General features: G+C 46.6%; 19 protein-coding genes. 16 read left to right on the top strand and 3 right to left on the bottom strand.

Translation table 11 applies throughout. The features are described 5' to 3' along the window. Positions 1-7 precede the first annotated feature (7 nt). The 5 genes from TY49_RS24455 (at position 8) to purD (ending at position 4,803) form a co-directional block, all read left to right on the top strand. Positions 8-157, top strand: a complete 150-nt coding sequence (locus TY49_RS24455) for a hypothetical protein (protein WP_156972564.1) — start codon at positions 8-10, stop codon at positions 155-157. Positions 158-302: 145 nt separating this feature from the next. Beyond that, complete coding sequence (gene purM / locus TY49_RS00095) at positions 303-1,346, top strand: phosphoribosylformylglycinamidine cyclo-ligase (RefSeq protein ID WP_041963863.1); 1,044 nt, start codon at positions 303-305, stop codon at positions 1,344-1,346. Further along, positions 1,343-1,945, top strand: a complete 603-nt coding sequence (purN, locus tag TY49_RS00090; RefSeq protein ID WP_041963862.1) for a phosphoribosylglycinamide formyltransferase — start codon at positions 1,343-1,345, stop codon at positions 1,943-1,945. The genes purM and purN overlap by 4 nt, the downstream gene beginning before the upstream one ends. After that, positions 1,924-3,462 (top strand): bifunctional phosphoribosylaminoimidazolecarboxamide formyltransferase/IMP cyclohydrolase, encoded by a 1,539-nt coding sequence (purH, locus tag TY49_RS00085; RefSeq protein ID WP_041963861.1) that lies wholly within the window; start codon positions 1,924-1,926, stop codon positions 3,460-3,462. Before purN ends, purH begins: the two co-directional genes overlap by 22 nt. Positions 3,463-3,540: 78 nt before the next feature. Beyond that, positions 3,541-4,803 carry a phosphoribosylamine--glycine ligase gene (gene purD, locus TY49_RS00080; RefSeq protein ID WP_041963860.1) on the top strand — a complete coding sequence of 421 codons (1,263 nt, stop codon included), beginning with the start codon at positions 3,541-3,543 and terminating at the stop codon, positions 4,801-4,803. Here the strand turns inward: purD and TY49_RS25525 are convergent. Beyond that, positions 4,781-4,894, bottom strand: coding sequence for an EYxxD motif small membrane protein (locus TY49_RS25525; RefSeq protein ID WP_324782409.1), 114 nt, complete (start codon positions 4,892-4,894; stop codon positions 4,781-4,783). The genes purD and TY49_RS25525 overlap by 23 nt on opposite strands. A gap of 132 nt (positions 4,895-5,026) precedes the next feature. Next, positions 5,027-5,299, bottom strand: a complete 273-nt coding sequence (locus TY49_RS00075) for a YgaP family membrane protein (RefSeq protein WP_041963859.1) — start codon at positions 5,297-5,299, stop codon at positions 5,027-5,029. Between the two features lie 203 nt (positions 5,300-5,502). On the opposite strand from TY49_RS00075, the gene TY49_RS00070 reads away from it, so the two are divergent. The 10 genes from TY49_RS00070 to TY49_RS00025 all read left to right on the top strand — a co-directional run bounded on the left by TY49_RS00070 (position 5,503) and on the right by TY49_RS00025 (position 17,957). Further along, positions 5,503-7,242 (top strand): adenine deaminase C-terminal domain-containing protein, encoded by a 1,740-nt coding sequence (locus TY49_RS00070; RefSeq protein WP_041963858.1) that lies wholly within the window; start codon positions 5,503-5,505, stop codon positions 7,240-7,242. 64 nt (positions 7,243-7,306) lie between these two features. Continuing rightward, the gene (locus TY49_RS00065) at positions 7,307-8,347 is read left to right on the top strand and encodes a DUF3048 domain-containing protein (RefSeq protein WP_041963878.1); all 1,041 of its coding nucleotides are present in this window, start codon (positions 7,307-7,309) and stop codon (positions 8,345-8,347) included. Positions 8,348-8,376: 29 nt separating this feature from the next. Beyond that, entirely contained in the window at positions 8,377-8,691 is a 315-nt protein-coding gene (locus tag TY49_RS00060) for a YerC/YecD family TrpR-related protein (RefSeq protein WP_041963857.1), read from the top strand. Positions 8,692-8,968: 277 nt separating this feature from the next. Then, entirely contained in the window at positions 8,969-10,396 is a 1,428-nt protein-coding gene (locus TY49_RS00055) for a sodium:solute symporter family protein (protein ID WP_041963856.1), read from the top strand. Positions 10,397-10,528: 132 nt separating this feature from the next. Then, the gene (gene pcrB / locus TY49_RS00050) at positions 10,529-11,215 is read left to right on the top strand and encodes a heptaprenylglyceryl phosphate synthase (RefSeq protein WP_041963855.1); all 687 of its coding nucleotides are present in this window, start codon (positions 10,529-10,531) and stop codon (positions 11,213-11,215) included. Between the two features lie 65 nt (positions 11,216-11,280). Beyond that, complete coding sequence (gene pcrA / locus TY49_RS00045) at positions 11,281-13,530, top strand: DNA helicase PcrA (protein WP_041963854.1); 2,250 nt, start codon at positions 11,281-11,283, stop codon at positions 13,528-13,530. 174 nt (positions 13,531-13,704) lie between these two features. Continuing rightward, positions 13,705-15,711 (top strand): NAD-dependent DNA ligase LigA, encoded by a 2,007-nt coding sequence (gene ligA / locus TY49_RS00040; protein ID WP_041963877.1) that lies wholly within the window; start codon positions 13,705-13,707, stop codon positions 15,709-15,711. Between the two features lie 195 nt (positions 15,712-15,906). Continuing rightward, positions 15,907-17,124, top strand: a complete 1,218-nt coding sequence (locus TY49_RS00035) for a CamS family sex pheromone protein (RefSeq protein WP_041963853.1) — start codon at positions 15,907-15,909, stop codon at positions 17,122-17,124. A gap of 114 nt (positions 17,125-17,238) precedes the next feature. After that, positions 17,239-17,484 carry a hypothetical protein gene (locus TY49_RS00030; RefSeq protein ID WP_041963852.1) on the top strand — a complete coding sequence of 82 codons (246 nt, stop codon included), beginning with the start codon at positions 17,239-17,241 and terminating at the stop codon, positions 17,482-17,484. A gap of 5 nt (positions 17,485-17,489) precedes the next feature. After that, positions 17,490-17,957 (top strand): hypothetical protein, encoded by a 468-nt coding sequence (locus TY49_RS00025; RefSeq protein ID WP_156972563.1) that lies wholly within the window; start codon positions 17,490-17,492, stop codon positions 17,955-17,957. A gap of 38 nt (positions 17,958-17,995) precedes the next feature. Here TY49_RS00025 and TY49_RS00020 read toward each other — a convergent pair whose 3' ends face one another. Beyond that, entirely contained in the window at positions 17,996-18,454 is a 459-nt protein-coding gene (locus TY49_RS00020) for a DinB family protein (RefSeq protein WP_041963851.1), read from the bottom strand. Between the two features lie 450 nt (positions 18,455-18,904). On the opposite strand from TY49_RS00020, the gene pruA reads away from it, so the two are divergent. After that, positions 18,905-20,452, top strand: a complete 1,548-nt coding sequence (gene pruA / locus TY49_RS00010) for an L-glutamate gamma-semialdehyde dehydrogenase (protein ID WP_041963849.1) — start codon at positions 18,905-18,907, stop codon at positions 20,450-20,452. Positions 20,453-20,708 lie beyond the last annotated feature (256 nt).

The raw sequence follows: 20,708 nt of genomic DNA, 5'->3' as shown, positions 1-20,708 counted from the left end.
TGCAATTATGGGAAAAGACAGTGCAATTATAGTCTTTGTTGGTGCAATTAACTCTGAAAAGCGTGCAATTGAGTCAACTGTTGGTGCAATTAATCTGGATAAGCGTGCAATTGAGTCAACTGTTGGTGCAATTAACCCGGATACCCGTGCAATTTAGGCGACTTTCCGAGCAATTAACCATGATGGGTGTGCATTTAGATAACTTTACGTGGAATTCCGCTATAGCAGGTGGCGAATATCATATTTAATCAGGAATTAAGAAGCTGAATGATAGAAAAACAGCCCAATCGGAGGTAGAGAACATGGCAAATGCGTATAAGCAGGCTGGTGTGGATATTGAGGCCGGGTACGAGTCGGTCGAGCGAATCAAAAAGCATGTGCATCGGACGGTCAGGCCTGGTGTGATGGGTGCATTAGGCGGTTTCGGCGGAATGTTCGACCTTTCCAGCCTTGGACTGAAGGAGCCGGTGCTCGTTTCAGGAACGGATGGTGTCGGCACGAAGCTGATGCTGGCATTCATGATGGACCGGCATGATACAATCGGGATAGATACGGTCGCGATGTGCGTGAACGACATCGTTGTCCAGGGAGCGGAGCCATTATATTTCCTTGATTATATCGCCTGCGGAAAAGCAGAGCCGGAAAAAATCGAAGCAATTGTCAGAGGGATTGCAGACGGCTGCGAGCTGGCTGGTTGTGCGCTGGTCGGCGGGGAAACAGCGGAAATGCCAGGGATGTACTCTCCGGAAGAATACGATTTGGCTGGTTTTTCGGTCGGAGCCTGTGAAAAAGCTGATATCATCACAGGGCAGAAAATCAAAGAGGGCGATGTGCTGATCGGACTTGAATCAAGCGGCATCCACAGCAATGGCTACTCGCTTGTGCGCAAGGTGTTTTTCGAGCAGGCTGGCTGGGAGCTTGACCGTTACGTAGAAGAGTTTGGCTGTACGCTTGGTGAAGAACTGCTCAAGTCAACACGTATTTATGTTAAATCGGTGCTTGCCGCAAAGAAGCAGTTTGAACTCAAAGGACTGGCACATATTACGGGAGGCGGTTTCATCGAAAACATTCCGCGGATGCTGCCAGAAGGTCTCGGTGCAAAAATTGAAGAAGGCAGCTGGGAAATTCCACAGGTGTTCAAGACGATTGAAACTCTTGGTGAAATTGAACGCAAGGATATGTACAATATCTTCAATATGGGGATTGGCATGGTAGCGGCTGTTGAGGCAGAAATTGCTCATGAAGTTGTGGCGTTTTTTAATGATAACGGAGAGCGGGCTGCCGTAATCGGCACAGTTACTGGCATTGAAGGAATACAGATGAAAGTGGCTGGTGAAGAGCTATGAAAAAAATAGCTGTATTTGCATCTGGGAGCGGGAGCAATTTTCAGGCGATTGCCGTGGCTGCACAGTCTGGCATCCTGAATGCTGACATCTCGCTGCTTGTATGTGATAAACCAGGCGCATTTGCTGTGGACCGTGCTGAAATGTTAAGGATACCAGTTCTGGTGATCAGCCCGAAAAGCTATCCTAGCAAAGCCGCGTATGAGGCAGAGATTTTACAAAGGCTGATCAGCCTTGATGTCGAAATGATTGTGCTTGCGGGCTACATGCGCCTCATCGGGCCGACATTGCTTGAAGCATATGAAGGAAAAATCGTGAACATCCATCCGTCACTTTTGCCAGCCTTTCCTGGGAAGGATGCGATCGGGCAGGCGCTGGCAGCCGGAGTGGAGACTACAGGAGTAACAATCCATTTCGTGGACGAGGGAATGGATACCGGACCGATCATTGCGAGCGCTGAGGTAAAAATCGATGCTAGCGAAACAATGGAGTCTCTCCAGAAGAAAATACAGCGGATTGAACACAGCATGTATCCAGACGTTTTGGAGGAGCTGTTGAACGGAGAAGAGGAGGCAGTACAATGGGAAAAAAGCGTGCACTAATCAGTGTTTCAAATAAGGAAGGAATTGTGGAATTTGCGAAGGAACTTGTTGAGCTTGGATTTGAAATCGTCTCGACTGGCGGAACAAAAAATGCACTCAAGGAAGGTGGCGTTCCTGTCATTGGGATAAGCGATGTGACTGGTTTTCCGGAAATCCTTGAAGGCCGTGTTAAGACGCTGCATCCTAAAATTCACGGCGGCTTGCTTGCGAAGTATGATGACCCTTCCCACCAGGCTCAGCTGGCTGAAAATGAAATCGAGCAAATCGAGCTTGTCTGCGTCAACTTATATCCTTTTAAAGAAACAATCTCGAAACCTGGCGTGACAGCGGAAGATGCGATTGAAAATATCGACATTGGCGGTCCGGCGATGCTGCGCGCGTCAGCTAAAAATCACCAATACATAACTGTGCTAGTCGACCCTGCTGATTATCCGCAGGTGATCGAAGAGTACAAAAATCAGAACGAAACCACAATGGAAACCCGCCGCCGCCTTGCAGCGAAGGTATTCCGCCACACAGCGGCATATGATGCGCTGATTGCAGAATACATGACAGAGCTTGCTGGCGAGGAGCAGCCGGAAAAAATGACGGTGACCTACGAGCTGAAGCAAAGCTTGCGCTATGGAGAAAATCCGCATCAAAAGGCTGCTTTTTACCAGAAGCCGCTTGGTTCAGCCTTTTCAGTGGCGGCAGCTGAACAGCTTCACGGAAAAGAGCTATCTTATAACAATATCAATGATGCAAACGCGGCTTTGCAGATTGTAAAAGAATTCTCTGAGCCTGCAGCGGTTGCGGTTAAGCATATGAACCCTTGCGGAGTGGGTGCTGGTAAGGACATTTTTGATGCTTTCGGTAAGGCATTTGAAGCGGATCCGGTTTCTATCTTTGGCGGGATCATCGCCTTGAATCGCGAGGTGGATGGGGAGTCTGCCCGCAAGCTTTATGAAATCTTCCTTGAAATCATCATCGCTCCTTCTTTTAGCGACGAAGCTCTGGAAATTTTAACGGCGAAAAAGAATCTTCGGTTGTTGAAGGTCTCATTTGATGGCGAAGCTTCAAAGGAAAATACCCTTTCCTCAATTGAAGGCGGCTTGCTCGTCCAGGAACAGGATGCATATGGATTTGACGATGCGGAAATCTCTGTTCCGACAAAGCGTGAACCAACCGAGGCAGAATGGGAAGCCTTGAAGCTTGGCTGGAAGGTTGTTAAGCATGTTAAATCCAACGCGATTGTCGTGGCGGATAAGGATATGACCTTAGGAATCGGCGCTGGTCAGATGAATCGGGTCGGCGCGGCCAAGATTGCGCTGGAGCAGGCTGGTGCGAAAGCGGATGGAGCTGCGCTCGCATCTGACGCATTCTTCCCTATGGACGACACCGTCGAAGCGGCAGCAAAAGCTGGAATCACGGCCATCATCCAGCCCGGCGGATCCGTCCGTGATGCAGATTCAATCAAAAAAGCGGATGAATATGGCATTGCGATGGTATTTACCGGCGTAAGGCATTTTAGGCATTAATGGCTGACAAGACGCAGATTTGCTTTGGAATCAAACGTTAAGTTAAAAGCAGTCCTGAATACAACGGAGGTGCGGTTTATGAAGGTTCTAGTGGTTGGCAGAGGGGGCCGGGAGCATGCGATTTGCCGGAAGGTCAGCGAAAGTCCGCTTGTAACAGAGGTTTTTGTGGCTCCTGGCAATCCTGGTATCGAGGATTGTGCTAATGTGATTTCCATAAATGAAAGTGAAACTGAACAGCTAGTTTCATTCGTGAAGGAAGAACAGATCGGCCTGACGATCATTGGTCCTGAGGTTCCTTTGCTGGAAGGATTGGCCGACCGTTTTAGTGAGGAAGGGCTCAATGTGTTTGGTCCGCGAAAAGCAGCGGCAATCATTGAGGGAAGCAAGGGTTTCGCGAAGGACCTGATGAAAAAATACGGAATTCCGACTGCCGCGTACGAAACATTCACCGATTATGCTGACGCAAGGGATTACCTTACGAAGGTCGGTGCCCCTATTGTCATCAAGGCAGACGGGCTTGCGGCGGGCAAAGGTGTCGTCGTGGCAATGACCATGGATGAAGCGGAAAATGCCTTACAGGAAATGATGCTAGATGGGAAATTTGGTGATGCATCGGCAAGCGTGGTCATAGAGCAATTTTTAACAGGGGAAGAGTTTTCGCTGATGGCATTCGTGAACGGTGAAACCGTCATTCCATTGGAAATTGCCCAGGATCATAAGCGGGTGTTTGATGGCGATAACGGTCCGAACACCGGCGGGATGGGTGCCTATTCACCGGTACCGCAAATCCGGGAGGAATCAGTCGCGGTTGCAGTAGAGCAAATACTTCAACCGGCTGCGATTGCGATGGAGATGGAGGGACGGAGCTTTACAGGGATTCTGTATGCCGGCCTGATTGAGACATCGGATGGACCAAAAGTGATTGAATTCAACGCGCGATTCGGAGACCCGGAAACCCAGGTGATTTTACCGAGGATGAAATCAGATTTGGTTGAGGTCATTCTCGAACTGCTTGAAGGTAAAAAGCCTGAGATTGAATGGCATGAGGAAGCAATGGTCGGCGTAGTCGTCGCGGCCAAAGGCTATCCTGAGGAATATGAAAAAGGTGCTGTGTTGAGAGGGATCGAAAACATATCGCAGATGTTTCATGCCGGAACGGCTAAAAACAGCGACGGTGAGTTCGTTACAAACGGCGGCAGGGTGCTGCTCGTCGGTGCGAAAGCGGCATCGTTAAAAGAAGCACAGCAAAAAGTGTACGCTGAGCTTGAAAAGCTGGACTGCCCGGAAACCTTTTATCGCCAGGATATTGGCAGCAAGGCTATCGGGCACGTCTCTTGCTAGAGCCTTTCATATAAACGAGCAGCAGCGCGATGATGCTGCCAATCAACGCGATCCAGACAAAGCTGACGTCCATTATATATTCCCAGAACATAAAATCATCTCCTTTTATTGAAGCCCCCGGTTTAATGGGGGCTTTTTACTTTTGGCCGAGAAGTCACAATTCATTTCGAGAATTGTCCATACCCATTTTTCGGGGCTGACCAAGGCACTTGCGCTTTTAAAGTTAACTTGGGTTATAAGGAATCCATCCTTCAGAATCGCCATCTTCGGCATTCTGCTGTTCCATCATATCCTGTCCTTTTTCATAGGCGGCAGTCAACGGGCAATAGCGGACAATCCCTTCTCCGACTTTCATTGCGCCCAACATCGCTATGAAGATATAGGAATCCTTCCACGGCCGTTTCACCATTTTCGATGTCGACCAAGCCAGGATTGTCAGTCCTGCTGTAATCCTGACGAGTGCGTTGATGATCCCGATATTCGGTCGTACATTCATATCTCATCGCTCCTTTACTCCATTTTTACAGTTAATTTGAAATTCTTTAATGCGTTAAACAGTGAAATATGTTACGATAGTACAATAATGTAAGGGCTTTCAAATTTGTGGCAGGGGTCCGTTAATGACCAATGCTGTTATTAAGCCCGAAAAAACCACTTGAGTGATATAACTTTTTAACATAGAGAAAAGGGGAACATGGTATGGAACAACGTTATCGATGGAAAAACAAACAATTGCGCGACCATGCTGCTGTTTTGGACGGCACCCTTTCACCGACGGTCTTATTGAAGAATGCAACATATTTGAACCAGACATTCCGCAAGTGGATGACTGCGAACATTTGGATTTACAATGACAGGATTGTGTATGTTGGTGAAAACCTGCCTGAAAATACGAAGCAATGTGAAATAGTGGATTGCACCGGAATGAAGCTGGTGCCGGGCTATATTGAACCTCATGCCCACCCATTTCAACTTTATAATCCCCATTCTTTCGCTGCCTATGCATCGCAGACGGGGACGACGACTCTCATAAATGACAATATGGTGCTGGCTTTACAATTAGGTAAAAAGAAAGCGTTTTCTTTTATCAATGAGCTGAATGACAATCCGGTCACGATGTACTGGTGGTGCCGTTTTGATGCGCAGACTGAAATCCAGCATGAGGAGGAAGTCTTCTCGAACAGCAATGTGAGGGCATGGCTTGAGCATGAGAATGTCGTCCAGGGCGGGGAGCTGACATGCTGGCCGAAGCTGATGAATGGCGATGACATGATCCTTCATTGGATGCAGGAAACGAAGCGCCATCACAAGAAAATCGAGGGGCATTTCCCTGGTGCATCAGAAAAGACGCTGGCGAAAATGATGCTGTTCGGCGCGGACTGCGACCATGAGGCGATGACTGGCGAGGAAGTCCGCAGAAGGCTGATGCAGGGATATATGGTGTCTTTAAGGCATTCATCGATCCGTCCGGATTTGCCGAAGCTGCTGGATGAGATTCATGAACTGGATATTGCGGTGTACGACCGTTTTATGATGACGACAGATGGGTCATCGACCGCTTTTTATGAAAATGGCGTGATGGATGAGCTGATTCGGATTTCAATTGAAAAAGGTGTTCCTGTCATTGATGCTTATAATATGGCAACGGTCAATGTGGCACGTTATTATAATTTTGAACATCTGCACGGCAATATCGCCACAGGCAGGATTGCGAATATCAATATTTTGAGTGATGAAATGAACCCGACACCTGTGTCAGTCCTGGCAAAAGGCCAGTGGGTGAAGCGTGATGGTGAAGCAATACATGCAGCGAAAGAAATGGACTGGTCCGAAATGGGCTTCGAACCGCTTAAAATGGACTGGGATCTGACACTGGACGATATGCAATTCTCAATGCCATTCGGGATTAAGATGGAGAATTCGGTCATTACGAAGCCTTATTCGATTTCTATTGATGTGTCTGCTGAAGAATTGTCATCAAAGCATGATGAGTGCTTTTTCATGCTGATCGATCGAAATGGGCAATGGCGAATCAATACGATGCTGAAAGGTTTTGCGACCGAACTGCAGGGGCTGGCAAGCTCGTTTTCCAATACCGGCGATATTATTCTGATTGGTAAAAACAAGCAGGATATGATAGCTGCTTTTGACAGGATGAAGGAGCTCGGCGGGGGGATTGTCGCCTGTGAAAAAGGTGTGCCTGTCAAGGAGATTCCATTGAGGCTGCAGGGTATCATGTCCAGCCATCCGGTGACAGAGCTGATGGCGGAGGAGAAGAAGCTGCTTGAATTTTTAAAGGAAAAAGGCTATAAATTCGCTGATCCGATTTATTCACTGTTATTCTTCAGTTCAACACATTTGCCATATATTCGTATCACACAAGAGGGCATCTATGATGTGATGAAAAAAACGGTACTCTTTCCAACGATAATGCGTTAAAATATAACAGTGCATCTAGAGATAGACAGCCATGATCGAACTTGGAGATCAAGGGGTGGCGAAAATGAGAAAAAAATGGATCGCTGTGCTGGCGGCCGCGATGGTGCTTACCGCCGGATGCAGCAGTAAAGAGACAGAGAAAAAAGAAGCAACAGAACATAAAGAAAAAGAGATTGAAGTAGACGAGGTAGTCGCTCCGGAGGAACTGCCGTATCAATTCCCGCTGACCGGAGTCGGTGCTGCCGAGGAGAGTTCTGACCGGGCGGTTGCCGTAGTGGTCAATAACCATCCAAAGGCCCGTCCGCAATCGGGTCTTCACAAAGCTGACGTTGTTCACGAGGTCCTTGCAGAAGGAGACGTTACAAGGTTCGTGGCGATTTTTCAAAGCGAACAGCCTGAAAAAATAGGACCGGTCCGCAGTGCAAGGGAATACTTCATTGACCTGGCATCCGGGTTTGACAGCTTTTTCATTGCCCATGGTTACAGCCCTGAAGCGAAGGAAATGCTTGAACGCGGAGAAATCGATAACATCAACGGAATGCAGTATGATGGAACATTGTTCAAGCGGGCGGATTTCCGCAAGGCGCCTCATAATTCTTATATCACCTATAAGAATATTGTGAAGGGAGCGGAAACGAGAGGCTACGCACTTGATGAAGCACCGGCTCCTGCCGTATTCTTGAGCAGTGAGGAAGCTGGACAGCTGGAAGGTACTCCGGCTGTGGAATTCATGGTAAAGTACGGTTCGCCGTCGTTCGATGCAATCTACGAGTATGACACAGATGAGCAGAAATACCACCGTTTTAATGGCAGTGAAGAAACCGTTGATCTTGAGACGAAGGATCCTGTTCTGCTCGACAATATCCTTGTCGTGCAAATGGACCATCAGGTAATTGATAGTGCAGGCCGCAAGGTCATCGATATGGCCTCCGGTGGCAAGGGATACCTGTTCCAAAAAGGAAAAGTGAATGAGATACAATGGAAAAATGAAACTGGCAGGATCGTCCCTTATAAGGATGGGGTTAAAGCTGGTTTCGTTCCCGGGAAAACATGGATCAACATTGTCCCATCAATCAGCGATGTCTCATTCGACTCTCAACAATAAAATTCTGAGTGAATTAAGGGGTAGACTATATGCAAATTGATAAATTAAGAGGAAAAGAACTCGATCAATTATTCAAGGCGATTTTATCGCTGAAAGATCTCGACGAAGCATATCGCTTCTTCGACGACCTGGCGACAGTGAACGAAATCCAGTCGCTGGCACAACGCCTTGAAGTTGCCCGCATGTTACGCGAAGGCAAGACCTATCATAAAATTGAGACCGAAACAGGCGCGAGCACTGCAACAATTTCTCGTGTGAAGCGTTGCTTGAATTACGGAAACGATGCTTATGAAATGGCGCTCGAAAGATTGAAAGAGCAGGATAATGCTGAAAAGGCTCAATAGTTTTTAGTGAGAACGGAACCGTAATGGTTTCGTTCTTTTTTATGGGTTAAAAAAATTGGAAAAAAACTCTGTTATTTTCCAGTTCGCCAATAAAAGTTTATTTTCGCCAATAAAAACTGAAAATCGCCAATAAAAACTGAAAATCGCCAATAAAAACTGAAAATCGCCAATAAAAATCAGAAATCGCCAATAAAATTGTGAACTCCGCCAATATGCCAGGTTAATTGCTAACTTTTAAGGGTAGGGGGTAGGTAAATATAAAGTTTGGAGTGAGTTGATGGGGGCAAGTTTGACGGTCATTGCAATAGTTATTATTTATTTAGGAATTATGATCCTGATTGGGTACATATCTTCGAAAAAAATCAATGATAATGAGGATTTTCTTGTTGCGGGGCGTAAGATGGGACCTTGGCTGCTGGCAGGTAGCCTTGCCGCGACCGAGGTCGGAGGCGGTTCTTCTCTTGGTGTTGTGGAAAAGGCGTATGGCGAGTGGGGATTTTCTGCTGTCTGGTATGTCATTACGATGGCGATCGCATTTATAGTGCTCGCATTCCTCGCGCCGATGCTGCGTGAAGCGGCGGTAAAAACGGTACCCGAGTACTTCCGCAGGCGATATGGCGAAGCAAACTCTTTGGTTACATCAATCATTATGCTATTACCGATGGTCGGACTGACGGCAGTGCAGTTCATCGCCTCGGCGACGATTCTATCTGTTATGACAGGCTGGAGTTACACGATGTCGGTCATTATCGTGACAGTAGTTGTCACGTTATACAGCGTGATGGGCGGGATGTACAGCGTTGTTTATACAGATGTTGTGCAGTGGATTTTCATCATTGTCGGAATGGCGCTGATCATTCCGTTCACGCTCCAGGCTGGCGGCGGATTTGAGCAGGTGACTGCCAATATACCAGAGGCAAAATGGAGCCTTGTCGATGGTGCAGGCTGGGGAACGATCATAGCGTTGGTCGTGATGTATATAGCATCCTTCACGGTTGGCCAGGAGGCGGTCCAGCGTTATTATTCTGCTAAAGACGGGAAGGCGGCGAAGAACGCATCCTATATTACTTCTATTGTGTATGTGCTATTCGCGTTCATCCCAGCGGTCATCGGTCTGTTCATGTATGGGATGGTCGAAAACGGCCAGATTGACGGGGCAATGCTGATGGAAAGAGGCGCACAGTATGCCTTGCCGGTGCTGGCAATGGAGGTTCTGCCGGATGTGGTCACGGGCATCCTGTTCGCCGCGCTGATTTCGGCAACAATGTCCAGTGCCTCCAGTAATCTATTGGCGGCAGGTTCTATTTTTACAAATGATATTTACCATCAATATATCAACAAGAATGCAGCTGACGGGAAGCTTTTAAAAATGGTGCGCTATACGATGTATGTCGTGGCAGCGTTCAGTTTGCTGACAGCGATCTGGAATGTCTCTGATATTATCACGCTATTAATGTTCTCCTTTACACTGAGAGCAGGCGGGGCTTTCATTCCTTACGTGCTCGGGCATATCTGGGAAAAAGCGAGCCCGGCAGGCAGCCTGGCATCCTTGTTCCTTGGAAGTCTGGCAGTCTATCTTGGCGAAAAAGAATTCATCAGCTTCTTCGGGCTTGATCCTATTTATCTTGCGCTGATTGTCAGCGGTATCAGTTTCTATGTATTTTCACGATTATTCACAGAGCAATACGAGCATCGTGATTTATAACTTTTCTTCAAAAAGCGTTCCTGGACTTAGGGACGTTTTTTTATCGTCATCAACCTTATGTTTCCTTTTTTATATACCAGCAACAAATGCTATAATGGTGGAATGGATATATAGAATGGGGGCAATTCTGGGATGTACGATGTTCGCGAGTGGAGACATGTGTTCAAACTCGATCCAAATAAAGAGATAACTGATGAAGAATTAGATAGAATTTGCGAGTCTGGAACCGACGCGATTATGGTGGGCGGGACAGATGGTGTCACTCTTGAAGGAGTCCTGGATTTGATGTCCCGAGTCCGTCGTTATACGGTTCCATGCATTCTCGAGGTTTCGACGATTGATTCGATCACACCGGGATTTGATTTTTATTTTATCCCGACGGTATTGAACAGTGGCAATCCACAGTGGATCACTGGCCTGCACCATGAAGCGGTCAAGGAGTATGGCGACCTGATGGATTGGGACGAGCTAAAAATGGAAGGCTATTGCATCCTGAATCCGGATTGCAAGGCGGCAAAGCTGACTCATGCGAAGACAGATCTTTCAATCGATGATGTACGGGCATACGCGATGATGGCGGAAAAAATGTTCAACCTGCCGATTTTCTATTTGGAATACAGCGGGACATACGGCAACCCGGAGTATGTAGAAGCAGCCAAGGGAGTTCTCGACAACACTGTTCTTTTTTACGGCGGCGGAATCGAAACAGCACAGCAGGCTGAAGAAATGGCCAAGCATGCTGATGTTATCGTGGTCGGGAATGTTGTGTACAGCAACCTTGACGAGGCATTGAAGACAGTTGCTGCAATAAAGAAATAACGAAGTTGTATATAAGGATTTTATGAGATAAAATAAGAACAAATGTTTGTATGGTGGTGACGAGTGTGCAATTTTTAACGGATAAATTATTGAATGGCTTGAACCCGGAGCAGCAGAAGGCTGTCAAGACAGTGGATGGGCCGCTGCTCTTGATGGCGGGTGCCGGCTCTGGAAAAACTAGAGTTTTAACACACAGGATTGCGTATTTGATGGTGGAAAAAGGAGTAAATCCTTACAACATCCTTGCGATTACGTTTACGAATAAAGCGGCGCGCGAAATGCGCGAGAGGATTCAAAGGATGATGGGCGGCGCGGCGGATAACATCTGGATTTCGACGTTCCACTCGATGTGTGTGCGGATTTTGCGCAGGGATATCGACCGTCTCGGATACAACCGAAACTTCACGATCCTTGATTCGACTGACCAGCAATCTGTCATCAAGTCGATTTTGAAGGACAAGAATATGGATCCGAAAAAGTATGATCCTCGTGCGATTCTTGGAACAATCAGCTCGGCGAAGAACGAATTGATTACGCCGGAGGAATATGCGAAGACGGCGGGGGATTACTTTTCCCAGAAGGTCAGCGATGTGTATACGGAGTATCAGCGCAGGCTGCGCAAAAATAATGCGCTTGATTTTGATGATCTGATCATGACGACGATCACGCTGTTCATCCGCGTGCCGGAAGTGCTGGAGTATTACCAGCGCAAGTTTCAATACATCCATGTTGATGAGTACCAGGATACGAACAGGGCACAATACATGCTTGTAAAATTGCTTGCGCAAAGGTTCCAGAACCTTTGTGTTGTCGGGGATTCCGATCAGTCGATCTATCGCTGGCGCGGTGCCGACATTGCGAACATCCTTTCATTTGAAAAGGATTACCCAAGGGCAAGCGTGATCTTACTCGAACAGAACTACCGCTCGACGAAGAAGATTTTGCTGGCGGCGAATATGGTCATCCAGAACAATATGAACCGAAAGCCGAAAAACCTGTGGACAGAAAACCCAGAGGGCAACAAAATCATGTACTACCGTGCGGACAGCGAACAGGGTGAAGCACAGTTCGTTATCGGTAAAATCCAGGAGCAAATTCGCAATGGACGCAAGCTGTCTGATATAGCAATTCTCTATCGTACGAACGCCCAGTCCCGTGTAATCGAGGAATCTTTCCTGAAGTCGAACATCGATTACTCAATCGTCGGCGGCATCAAGTTCTATGACAGAAAGGAAATCAAGGATATCCTTGCGTATCTCCGCTTGATTTCGAATCCTGATGATGATATCAGTTTGCAGAGAATCATCAATGTCCCAAAGCGTGCGATTGGGTCAACTTCTATCGATAAAATCGCCAACTTCGCGACAATGCATGACCTGTCGATGTTCCAGGCCTTGGAGACAATTGAAATGATCGGACTGAGCCCAAAGGCGGAAAAAGCTGCGGCAGAATTCCGCAACCTGGTCAGCAATTACACTCACCAGCAGGAGTACCTTTCGGTGACTGAGCTGGTGGAGGAAGTCCTTGATAAAACAGGCTATCGTGACATGCTGAAGGCGGAAAAATCAATTGAGTCACAGAGCCGACTTGAAAACATAGATGAATTTTTAACAGTAACAAAAAGCTTTGAAGAAAGCAGCGAAGACAAGAGTCTGGTCGCATTCCTGACAGATTTGGCACTTGTCGCTGATATCGATCGTCTGGATGATGATGGCGAGAAGAAAACAGACTTCGTCACATTGATGACATTGCACTCAGCCAAGGGTCTTGAGTTCCCGGTTGTCTTCCTGATCGGAATGGAAGAGGGCGTATTCCCGCACAGCCGCTCCTTGATGGAAGAAGATGAGATGGAGGAAGAACGCCGTCTTGCCTACGTAGGAATCACTCGTGCAGAGGAAGAGTTGTTCATCACGAATGCTCAGATGCGCACCCTTTTCGGCCGTACGAATATGAACCCGGAATCACGGTTCATTAAGGAAATCCCGGCTGATTTGGTTGAAGATGCCGTGCCAAAAGTAAGAAGACCTGCACCAACTAGCGGTGGCAGACCAGCACCAAGCGGAGGTCGACCTGGGACATCAACGAGACCATCCATATCAACACGCGGTGCTGTATCTCGCCCGGTTGCTGCAGCAAGCGGCGGCGAAGGCATCGAATGGAAGGTTGGGGATAAAGCCCAGCATGGCAAATGGGGAACAGGAACCGTTGTCAGTGTCAAGGGATCGGGAGAAGGAATGGAGCTCGACATCGCATTCCCAAGTCCAACAGGCATCAAGCGTCTGCTGGCCAAGTTCGCACCGATTACAAAGGCGTAAACAGTTTACTATTACACATTCGAGTACTGATTAGCAAAAGTGCCTAGCCAGTTATAAGTCCCTGTGAGTGCTTCCTTGAGTACCTTGCGAGAAGCATCAGCTTCGAGCAGCTCGAGTCGCTTGTCGGGTCTGACCAGGGCGCTTGCGCTTTTCGGTTATGAAAGGGCTGGATTTATGGATTTTCAGAGTGCTGAGAATAAAGCCAAGGATTTGCAAAATCTGCTTAATCAATATGCTTATGAGTACTATGTTCTTGACCAGCCGTCGGTTCCGGATGCGGAATATGACCGGCTGCTCAGGGAACTGGTTGAAATCGAGGAGCAATTCCCGGAATTGCAGACTCCTGACTCACCTACCCAGCGTGTTGGCGGCGAGATTTTAACGATGTTCAACAAGGTGCAGCATGCGACTCCGATGCTAAGCCTGGGAAATGCCTTCGATGAGCAGGACCTGCGCGATTTTGACCGTCGTGTCCGCCAGGGTGTCGGCGACGATATTGCGTATGTTTGCGAACTGAAGATTGACGGTCTGGCAGTCTCGCTCATTTATGAGGATGGGCTGCTTGTACGCGGAGCGACGCGAGGTGATGGAACGACTGGTGAGGATATTACGTCTAACTTGAAGACGATCCGTTCTTTGCCAATCCGGCTGAAAGAGCAGGTTTCGCTTGAAGTGCGCGGAGAGGCGTTCATGCCGAAGAAATCGTTTGAAGCATTGAATAAAGCGAGAAAAGAAAAAGAAGAAGAGCCATTTGCGAATCCGCGTAATGCGGCCGCTGGCTCCCTTCGCCAGCTTGATCCGAAGATCGCTGCATCAAGGAATCTTGATGTGTTCCTTTATGGAATCGCCAATGTCGGTGATACCGGCATCCGTGCACACAGTGAGGGTCTAGATTATCTGGAGAAGCTCGGATTCAAGGCCAACAAAGAGCGTCGAAAAGTGGACAGCATAGAGGGTGTCATTGAGTATGTGAACAGCTGGGTCGAAAAGCGCCCGGATCTTCCGTATGATATTGATGGCATCGTCATCAAGGTCGATTCACTTGATCAGCAGGCTGAGCTTGGTACGACGGCGAAAAGCCCTCGCTGGGCTATCGCCTATAAGTTCCCTGCCGAAGAAGTCGTAACGACTTTGAAGGATATCGAGTTGAGTGTTGGGCGCACAGGTGTCGTAACTCCAACTGCCATCCTTGAACCAGTTCAGGTAGCAGGCACAACGGTAGGACGTGCTTCTTTGCACAATGAAGACTTGATCCGTGAAAAAGATATCAAAATCGGCGACAAAGTCGTCATCAAAAAAGCCGGAGATATCATTCCGGAAGTCGTCAATGTCCTTGCCGAGCAGCGGACCGGCAACGAAGTCGAGTTCCATATGCCTACTGAATGCCCTGAATGCGACAGCGAGCTAGTCAGGATCGAAGGCGAAGTCGCACTTCGCTGTATCAACCCGAAATGCCCGGCACAAATCAGGGAAGGCCTGATTCACTTCGTTTCCCGTGACGCGATGAACATCGACGGTCTTGGTGAAAGAGTGGTCAGCCAGCTGTTTGCACAAGAGCTGATCAAGGATGTAGCTGATATTTATAAGCTGACTCGCGAGCAGCTGCTGGCTCTTGAGCGAATGGGCGAGAAATCCGTCAACAATTTGCTGTCAGCAATTGAAGCGACGAAGGATAATTCATTGGAAAAGCTATTGTTCGGCCTCGGTATCCGCCTTGTTGGCGCAAAAGCCGCGAAGACATTGGCTCAGGAATTCGACACGATGGATCGATTGATGCAGGCAACGAAGGAAGAATTGACAGCGATCAACGAAATCGGCGACAAAATGGCAGACTCAATCGTCACTTATTTTGAGAACGATGAAGTGAAGGAACTGGTTTCCGAGCTGAAGGCTGTTGGCGTCAATATGGAATACAAAGGACCTAAGAAGGTTACCGCAGAAAACTCGGATTCATTTTTTGCCGGTAAAACAATTGTGTTAACCGGGAAGCTCGAGCAAATGGGCAGAAACGAGGCAAAAGAAAAAATCGAGGCGCTCGGCGGCAATATAGCCGGCAGCGTCAGCAAGAAAACCGATTTAGTCATTGCCGGTGAAGACGCAGGTTCGAAGCTGACAAAAGCAGAAGGCCTTGGGATTGAAGTGTGGAATGAGGAGAGAATGCTTGAAGAATTAAATAAATAAGCTCTTTTCGTAATTAGGGCACTTTTGCCTGACAAGAGTAAAAATCGGCTACTGGATTTTTACGTTTATTATTGATTACTCAGGTGAGACGAATTTTTGAAAAGAGCCCGATTTCAATAATAAGGCGAAAGAACAATTAGTCCGAAACACATAACTTATTACGAAAACCGCTACTAAAAAAGAGGTGTACACGCCATGAGGAAGCTCTCAATGGTCGCTCTATCTCTTGTCCTTTTGCTGACGGCCTGTGCCCCTAATTTTCAAAAGCAGGAGGAGGTCGTCCAGGAAAAGGATGATGATACCAAGGAAAAAGCGATTATCCCGAAATATAAAATTTCGGACAAATATTACCGTACCATCATGCCGTTCGAGCCAGGGGAAGCTCGCGGCATGGTCGTCAACAATCTGAATACCCGTTATGACATTACTGAATTCGAGACAGGTTTGATGCGGATTGCGCAAAATACATTTTCCACAGACAAGTACGTTTTCAAGGAAGGCCAGTATCTTGACGGCAGCACCGTAGCATCATGGCTGGAACGTGAAATGACTCCGGCTCAGGTAGAGGCTAAGAAAAAAGAATTGCAGGCTAAGTATAAAAAAGAAAAAATTAATAAGAAGGTCGTAGTGAATAACCTGGGCCTGAATCCTTCTGATCCTGGCAAGGGAGATGTCCACGAACGGAATAAAAAGAATCCCATTTACCTTGCCCATATTCTTGAGCATAACTATCTCGTCCAATCAGGCGAAAAGGATACGTACCAGCTTGGCGGCATCGCAATCGGGCTGGCGTTGAACTCAGTGCACTATTATCGTGAGGAAGCTTATGGGGCAGTGTTCGAAAAAAACATTTCTCGTAAAGTTCTTGAAGCAGAAGGCAAAAAAATCGCCCAGGAAGTCATTAGCAGGATAAGAGGCATCGAAGAATTGAAAAATGTTCCGATTACGATCGGATTGTTCGAACAGGAAAGTCGATCTTCTGTTGTCCCGGGAAACTTTTTCACCTATGCAGAGGTTTCACAGGGCAGCAATAATATCGGCAGCTGGAAAGATGTAAAAGAAAAGTACATTCTGTTCCCATCCGCCGATGCTGAGAAGGAACACAGGGATGACCTGACATTCTTCCAGAACTTCAAGCAGGATGTTGAGGAATATTTTCCAAACTTTAACGGCGTCATCGGCAAAGGCTTTTATCTGGATGGCCAGCTGCAGGAATTGAATATCGAAATACCTATCCAGTTCTACGGAGAAGCTGAAGCGATTGGATTCACCCAGTATGTAACAGGACTGGTGATGGAGCATTTCCCTAACTATATGTCCGTTCAGGTCAGTGTTTCCTCTGTGCTGGGACAAGAAGCCTTAATCGTCAAGAAACCGGATCAGGATGAACCATTTGTGCATATTTATCAGTAAGGAGAAGCAAAGAGCCGAGGTGCTCTTTGCTTTTTATTTTTGGAAAAAAGGTGAATCTAAAACTCAATTATTATCGTATATATTCTGATGATTCTAATTAGAAGAGGTGGGTAAGTGGCTGTTCAAAGGAGAGTAAGTCAAAAAGAAAAATGGCAATATGTATTGAAAACAGCTATGTTGTGGGCCTTTGGAATATCAACCTTTATTTATCTTTTTCAATGGGTGACTGGACAAGTAACCGAAGAATCCTCATCTATCTCCCTCGCTTTAATGTCCATCCTTTTAGGGATAATAGTCGGTGCGATCGTGCTGTTACCTATCGGGATTATGGCAGGGTTGTTATTTTGGAGGAGGCGGTGAGTGAAATGAAGCGTAGTTTTATCCTTGGTATGATTGGGCTTCTTTTACTAACAGGATGTTCAAGCTCAACAGTGACAGAAGCAGATGGACAGGAAATTGAAAGATACATAAGTCAAGAAGTGATGGGCCCGAATTTTGGCGGCGAAATTTTCAATGCGTATGAAATACTTGCCACCAATGAAGAGAAGGGTGAGATTTACTTATGGGCTTTGATTGAGGAGTATTACAAAGAAGGTGCTGAAGTTGAGCAAGGTTCGGGGATGTCAGTGCCAATGGTGTTAAAGGTGGATCGAAGCGAGGGAGCCTTAAAGGTAATCAGTCACACTTTGCCTAGGGATGGAAGTTTTTACGCAGATGACATTAAAGAGATGTTTCCTTATTTTGCAGAGTTGAAAGCCCTGGATTACCCATCCATTCATATCAAAAAATTGATTAAAGAAGTTGAAACCGAGGTCGCCGATAAGTTGAAATAGAGGAATGAAAAAAGCAAAGAGCCGGGGTTCTTTGCTTTTTAAATGCATTTTTTTATGTCAAGGATTGTCTGCAAATGCATGCCTTCATGGAAAATCGTCCGGGTTAATACTTGCTCGATTGTATGCATGCCCATTTCGGTTGGTGCGAATTCCTCTTCCAAGCGCTCGCCATATGAGTCTTTTATTCTGGCTGGCTGTGTTTTCAGCAGTTCTTTTAACTCGCTGACGGTAGGTGTTTCCTCGGTAAAATGGGCTGGAGAGGTTCCATAACAAAACCATGATTTGAACTCTTCCGGGACACCTGCTGGCTCCTGTGTCACTGCCTGGATCCATAGATATTGATCAAGATAAATATGCCCGAGGTTCCACCGGATATTATTGTTGAAGCCTGCAGGGATTTTCTCCGCATCCTCCTCAGAGAACGTAGCTGCTACCCCTAAAATTTCGCTGCGATAAGATTCCAGTTGATTGAACAACACTTCATGCCGCTTTTTCATCTAAAATAGTCTCCCTTTTTGAATGATAGATAAATATTGGCTAGATTACATGAATTAACCTTCTAAACAGGGAGAGAAAGAGGCTCGTGTCGGTTCATTTTTCACATTCAATGGTGAAATTAGGAGTTTACTGTTTACATTTTTTACTTTATTGGCGGAAAAATAAATAATTCGACCACTTTTAGGATTAATTCGACCAGATTCAGGATTAATTCAACCACATTTACGAATAATTCGACCAGATTCAGAATTAATTCGACCACATTCACAAATATATCGACCAACTCTGTAACAAGCCCCAAAATTCGGCCTAAATACAATATTGGCATAATAAAAATCAAGAAAATTCGCAATCCAATACTTGCTAGAACGTTGGCGTTGAACACTATGAGACTCTCATGATAGAATGGGAAAGGAATGAAAACGTTTTAATACATAGGAGGGGATAGAATGGTTCAGCCATACAAACACGAGCCTTTCACGAATTTTAAAGTTGAGGATGACCGTGAGGGATACTTAACAGGACTAAAAACTGTAGAAGGCTATCTTGGCCAGGATTACGACTTGGTGATTGGCGGAGAGAGAATCTCGACTGAAGACAAGATTGTATCTTACAACCCATCCAATAAAGAAGAAGTTATTGGACGTGTTTCTAAAGCAAACCGCGATTTAGCTGAAAAAGCGATGCAGGCTGCTGTTGAAGCGTTCAAGACTTGGAAAAAAGTAAAGCCGGAAACACGTGCAGATGTATTATTCAAAGCTGCAGCAATCATTCGCCGCCGCAAGCATGAGTTCTCAGCACTTTTGACAAAAGAAGCGGGTAAGCCATGGAACGAAGCTGATGCTGATACAGCAGAAGCAATTGATTTCCTTGAGTACTATGCTCGTCAAATGCTAGCAATCAAAGACGGTGTTCCAGTAAACAGCCGTCCAAATGAATATAACCGTTATGATTACATTCCTCTTGGAGTGGGAATCGTTATTTCACCTTGGAACTTCCCATTAGCAATCATGGCTGGTACAACTGTAGCAGCGATTGTTACTGGCAACACAGTCCTATTAAAGCCAGCTTCTACAACTCCAGTAGTTGCAGCTAAGTTTGTTGAAGTGATGGAAGAAGCAGGTCTTCCTGCAGGTGTCCTTAACTTCGTACCAGGAAGCGGCGCAGAAGTGGGCGACTACCTTGTTGACCACAAGGACACTCGCTTCGTAAGCTTCACAGGTTCACGTGACGTGGGTCTGCGCATTTACGAGCGCGCTTCAAAATTGAGCGAAGGCCAAATCTGGCTTAAGCGCGTAATTGCTGAAATGGGCGGAAAAGACACAATGGTTATCGACAAAGATGCTGATCTTGAATTAGCTGCTCAAGCGATCACAGCTTCTGCTTTCGGCTTCTCGGGACAAAAGTGCTCTGCATGCTCACGTGCTGTTATCGTTGAGGATGTATATGACCAGGTTCTTAACCGTGTCGTTGAACTGACAAACGAGCTTAAGCTTGATGATCCAACAGATCAAAGCACATTCATGGGTCCTGTTAACGACCAGGGTGCGTTTGACAAAATCATGAGCTATATCGAAATCGGCAAGGAAGAAGGCCGTTTGATGACTGGCGGTGAAGGAGACAGCTCAAAAGGCTACTTCATCAAGCCAACAGTATTTGCTGATGTGGATCCAAAAGCTCGCATCATGCAGGAAGAAATCTTTGGGCCAGTTGTCGCATTCGCAAAAGCAAAGGACTTCGACCATGCGCTTGAAATCGCGAACAACACTGAATACGGTTTGACTGGAGCGGTTATCACGCGAAACCGTGAAAACATCCAGAAGGCACGTGAAGATTTCCATGTCGGAAACCTTTACTTCAACCGCGGATGCACAGGCGCAATCGTAGGTTACCAGCCATTCGGCGGCTTCAACATGTCAGGAACAGATTCAAAAGCTGGCGGACCAGACTATCTGCTTCTTCACATGCAAGCGAAGACTACTTCTGAAATGTACTAATACAGACTTTGAATCCCCTTCTCGTTTGAGAGGGGGAATTTTTGTGTGTGATCAATTTTGGATGAAGTTACTTTTGCCAATGCAGGGACGTTCCTTTTACGTTTTAGCAACAGAACTGCAATTTGGGTAAAAGGAGAGGGTTTCCTTTTACCATTTTGACAAAAGAACCGCGTTTTGGGTAAAAGCAGGAGGTTTCCATTTACCTTTTCGGCAAGGGAACTGCAATTTGGGTAAAAGCAGAGGGTTTCCTTTTACC

The organism is Mesobacillus selenatarsenatis SF-1 (assembly GCF_000813125.1).
Lineage (GTDB): Bacteria > Bacillota > Bacilli > Bacillales > Cytobacillaceae > Mesobacillus > Mesobacillus selenatarsenatis.
The sequence above is the reverse complement of the archived record's forward strand: the minus strand, read 5'-3'. Positions and strand labels throughout refer to the sequence as shown.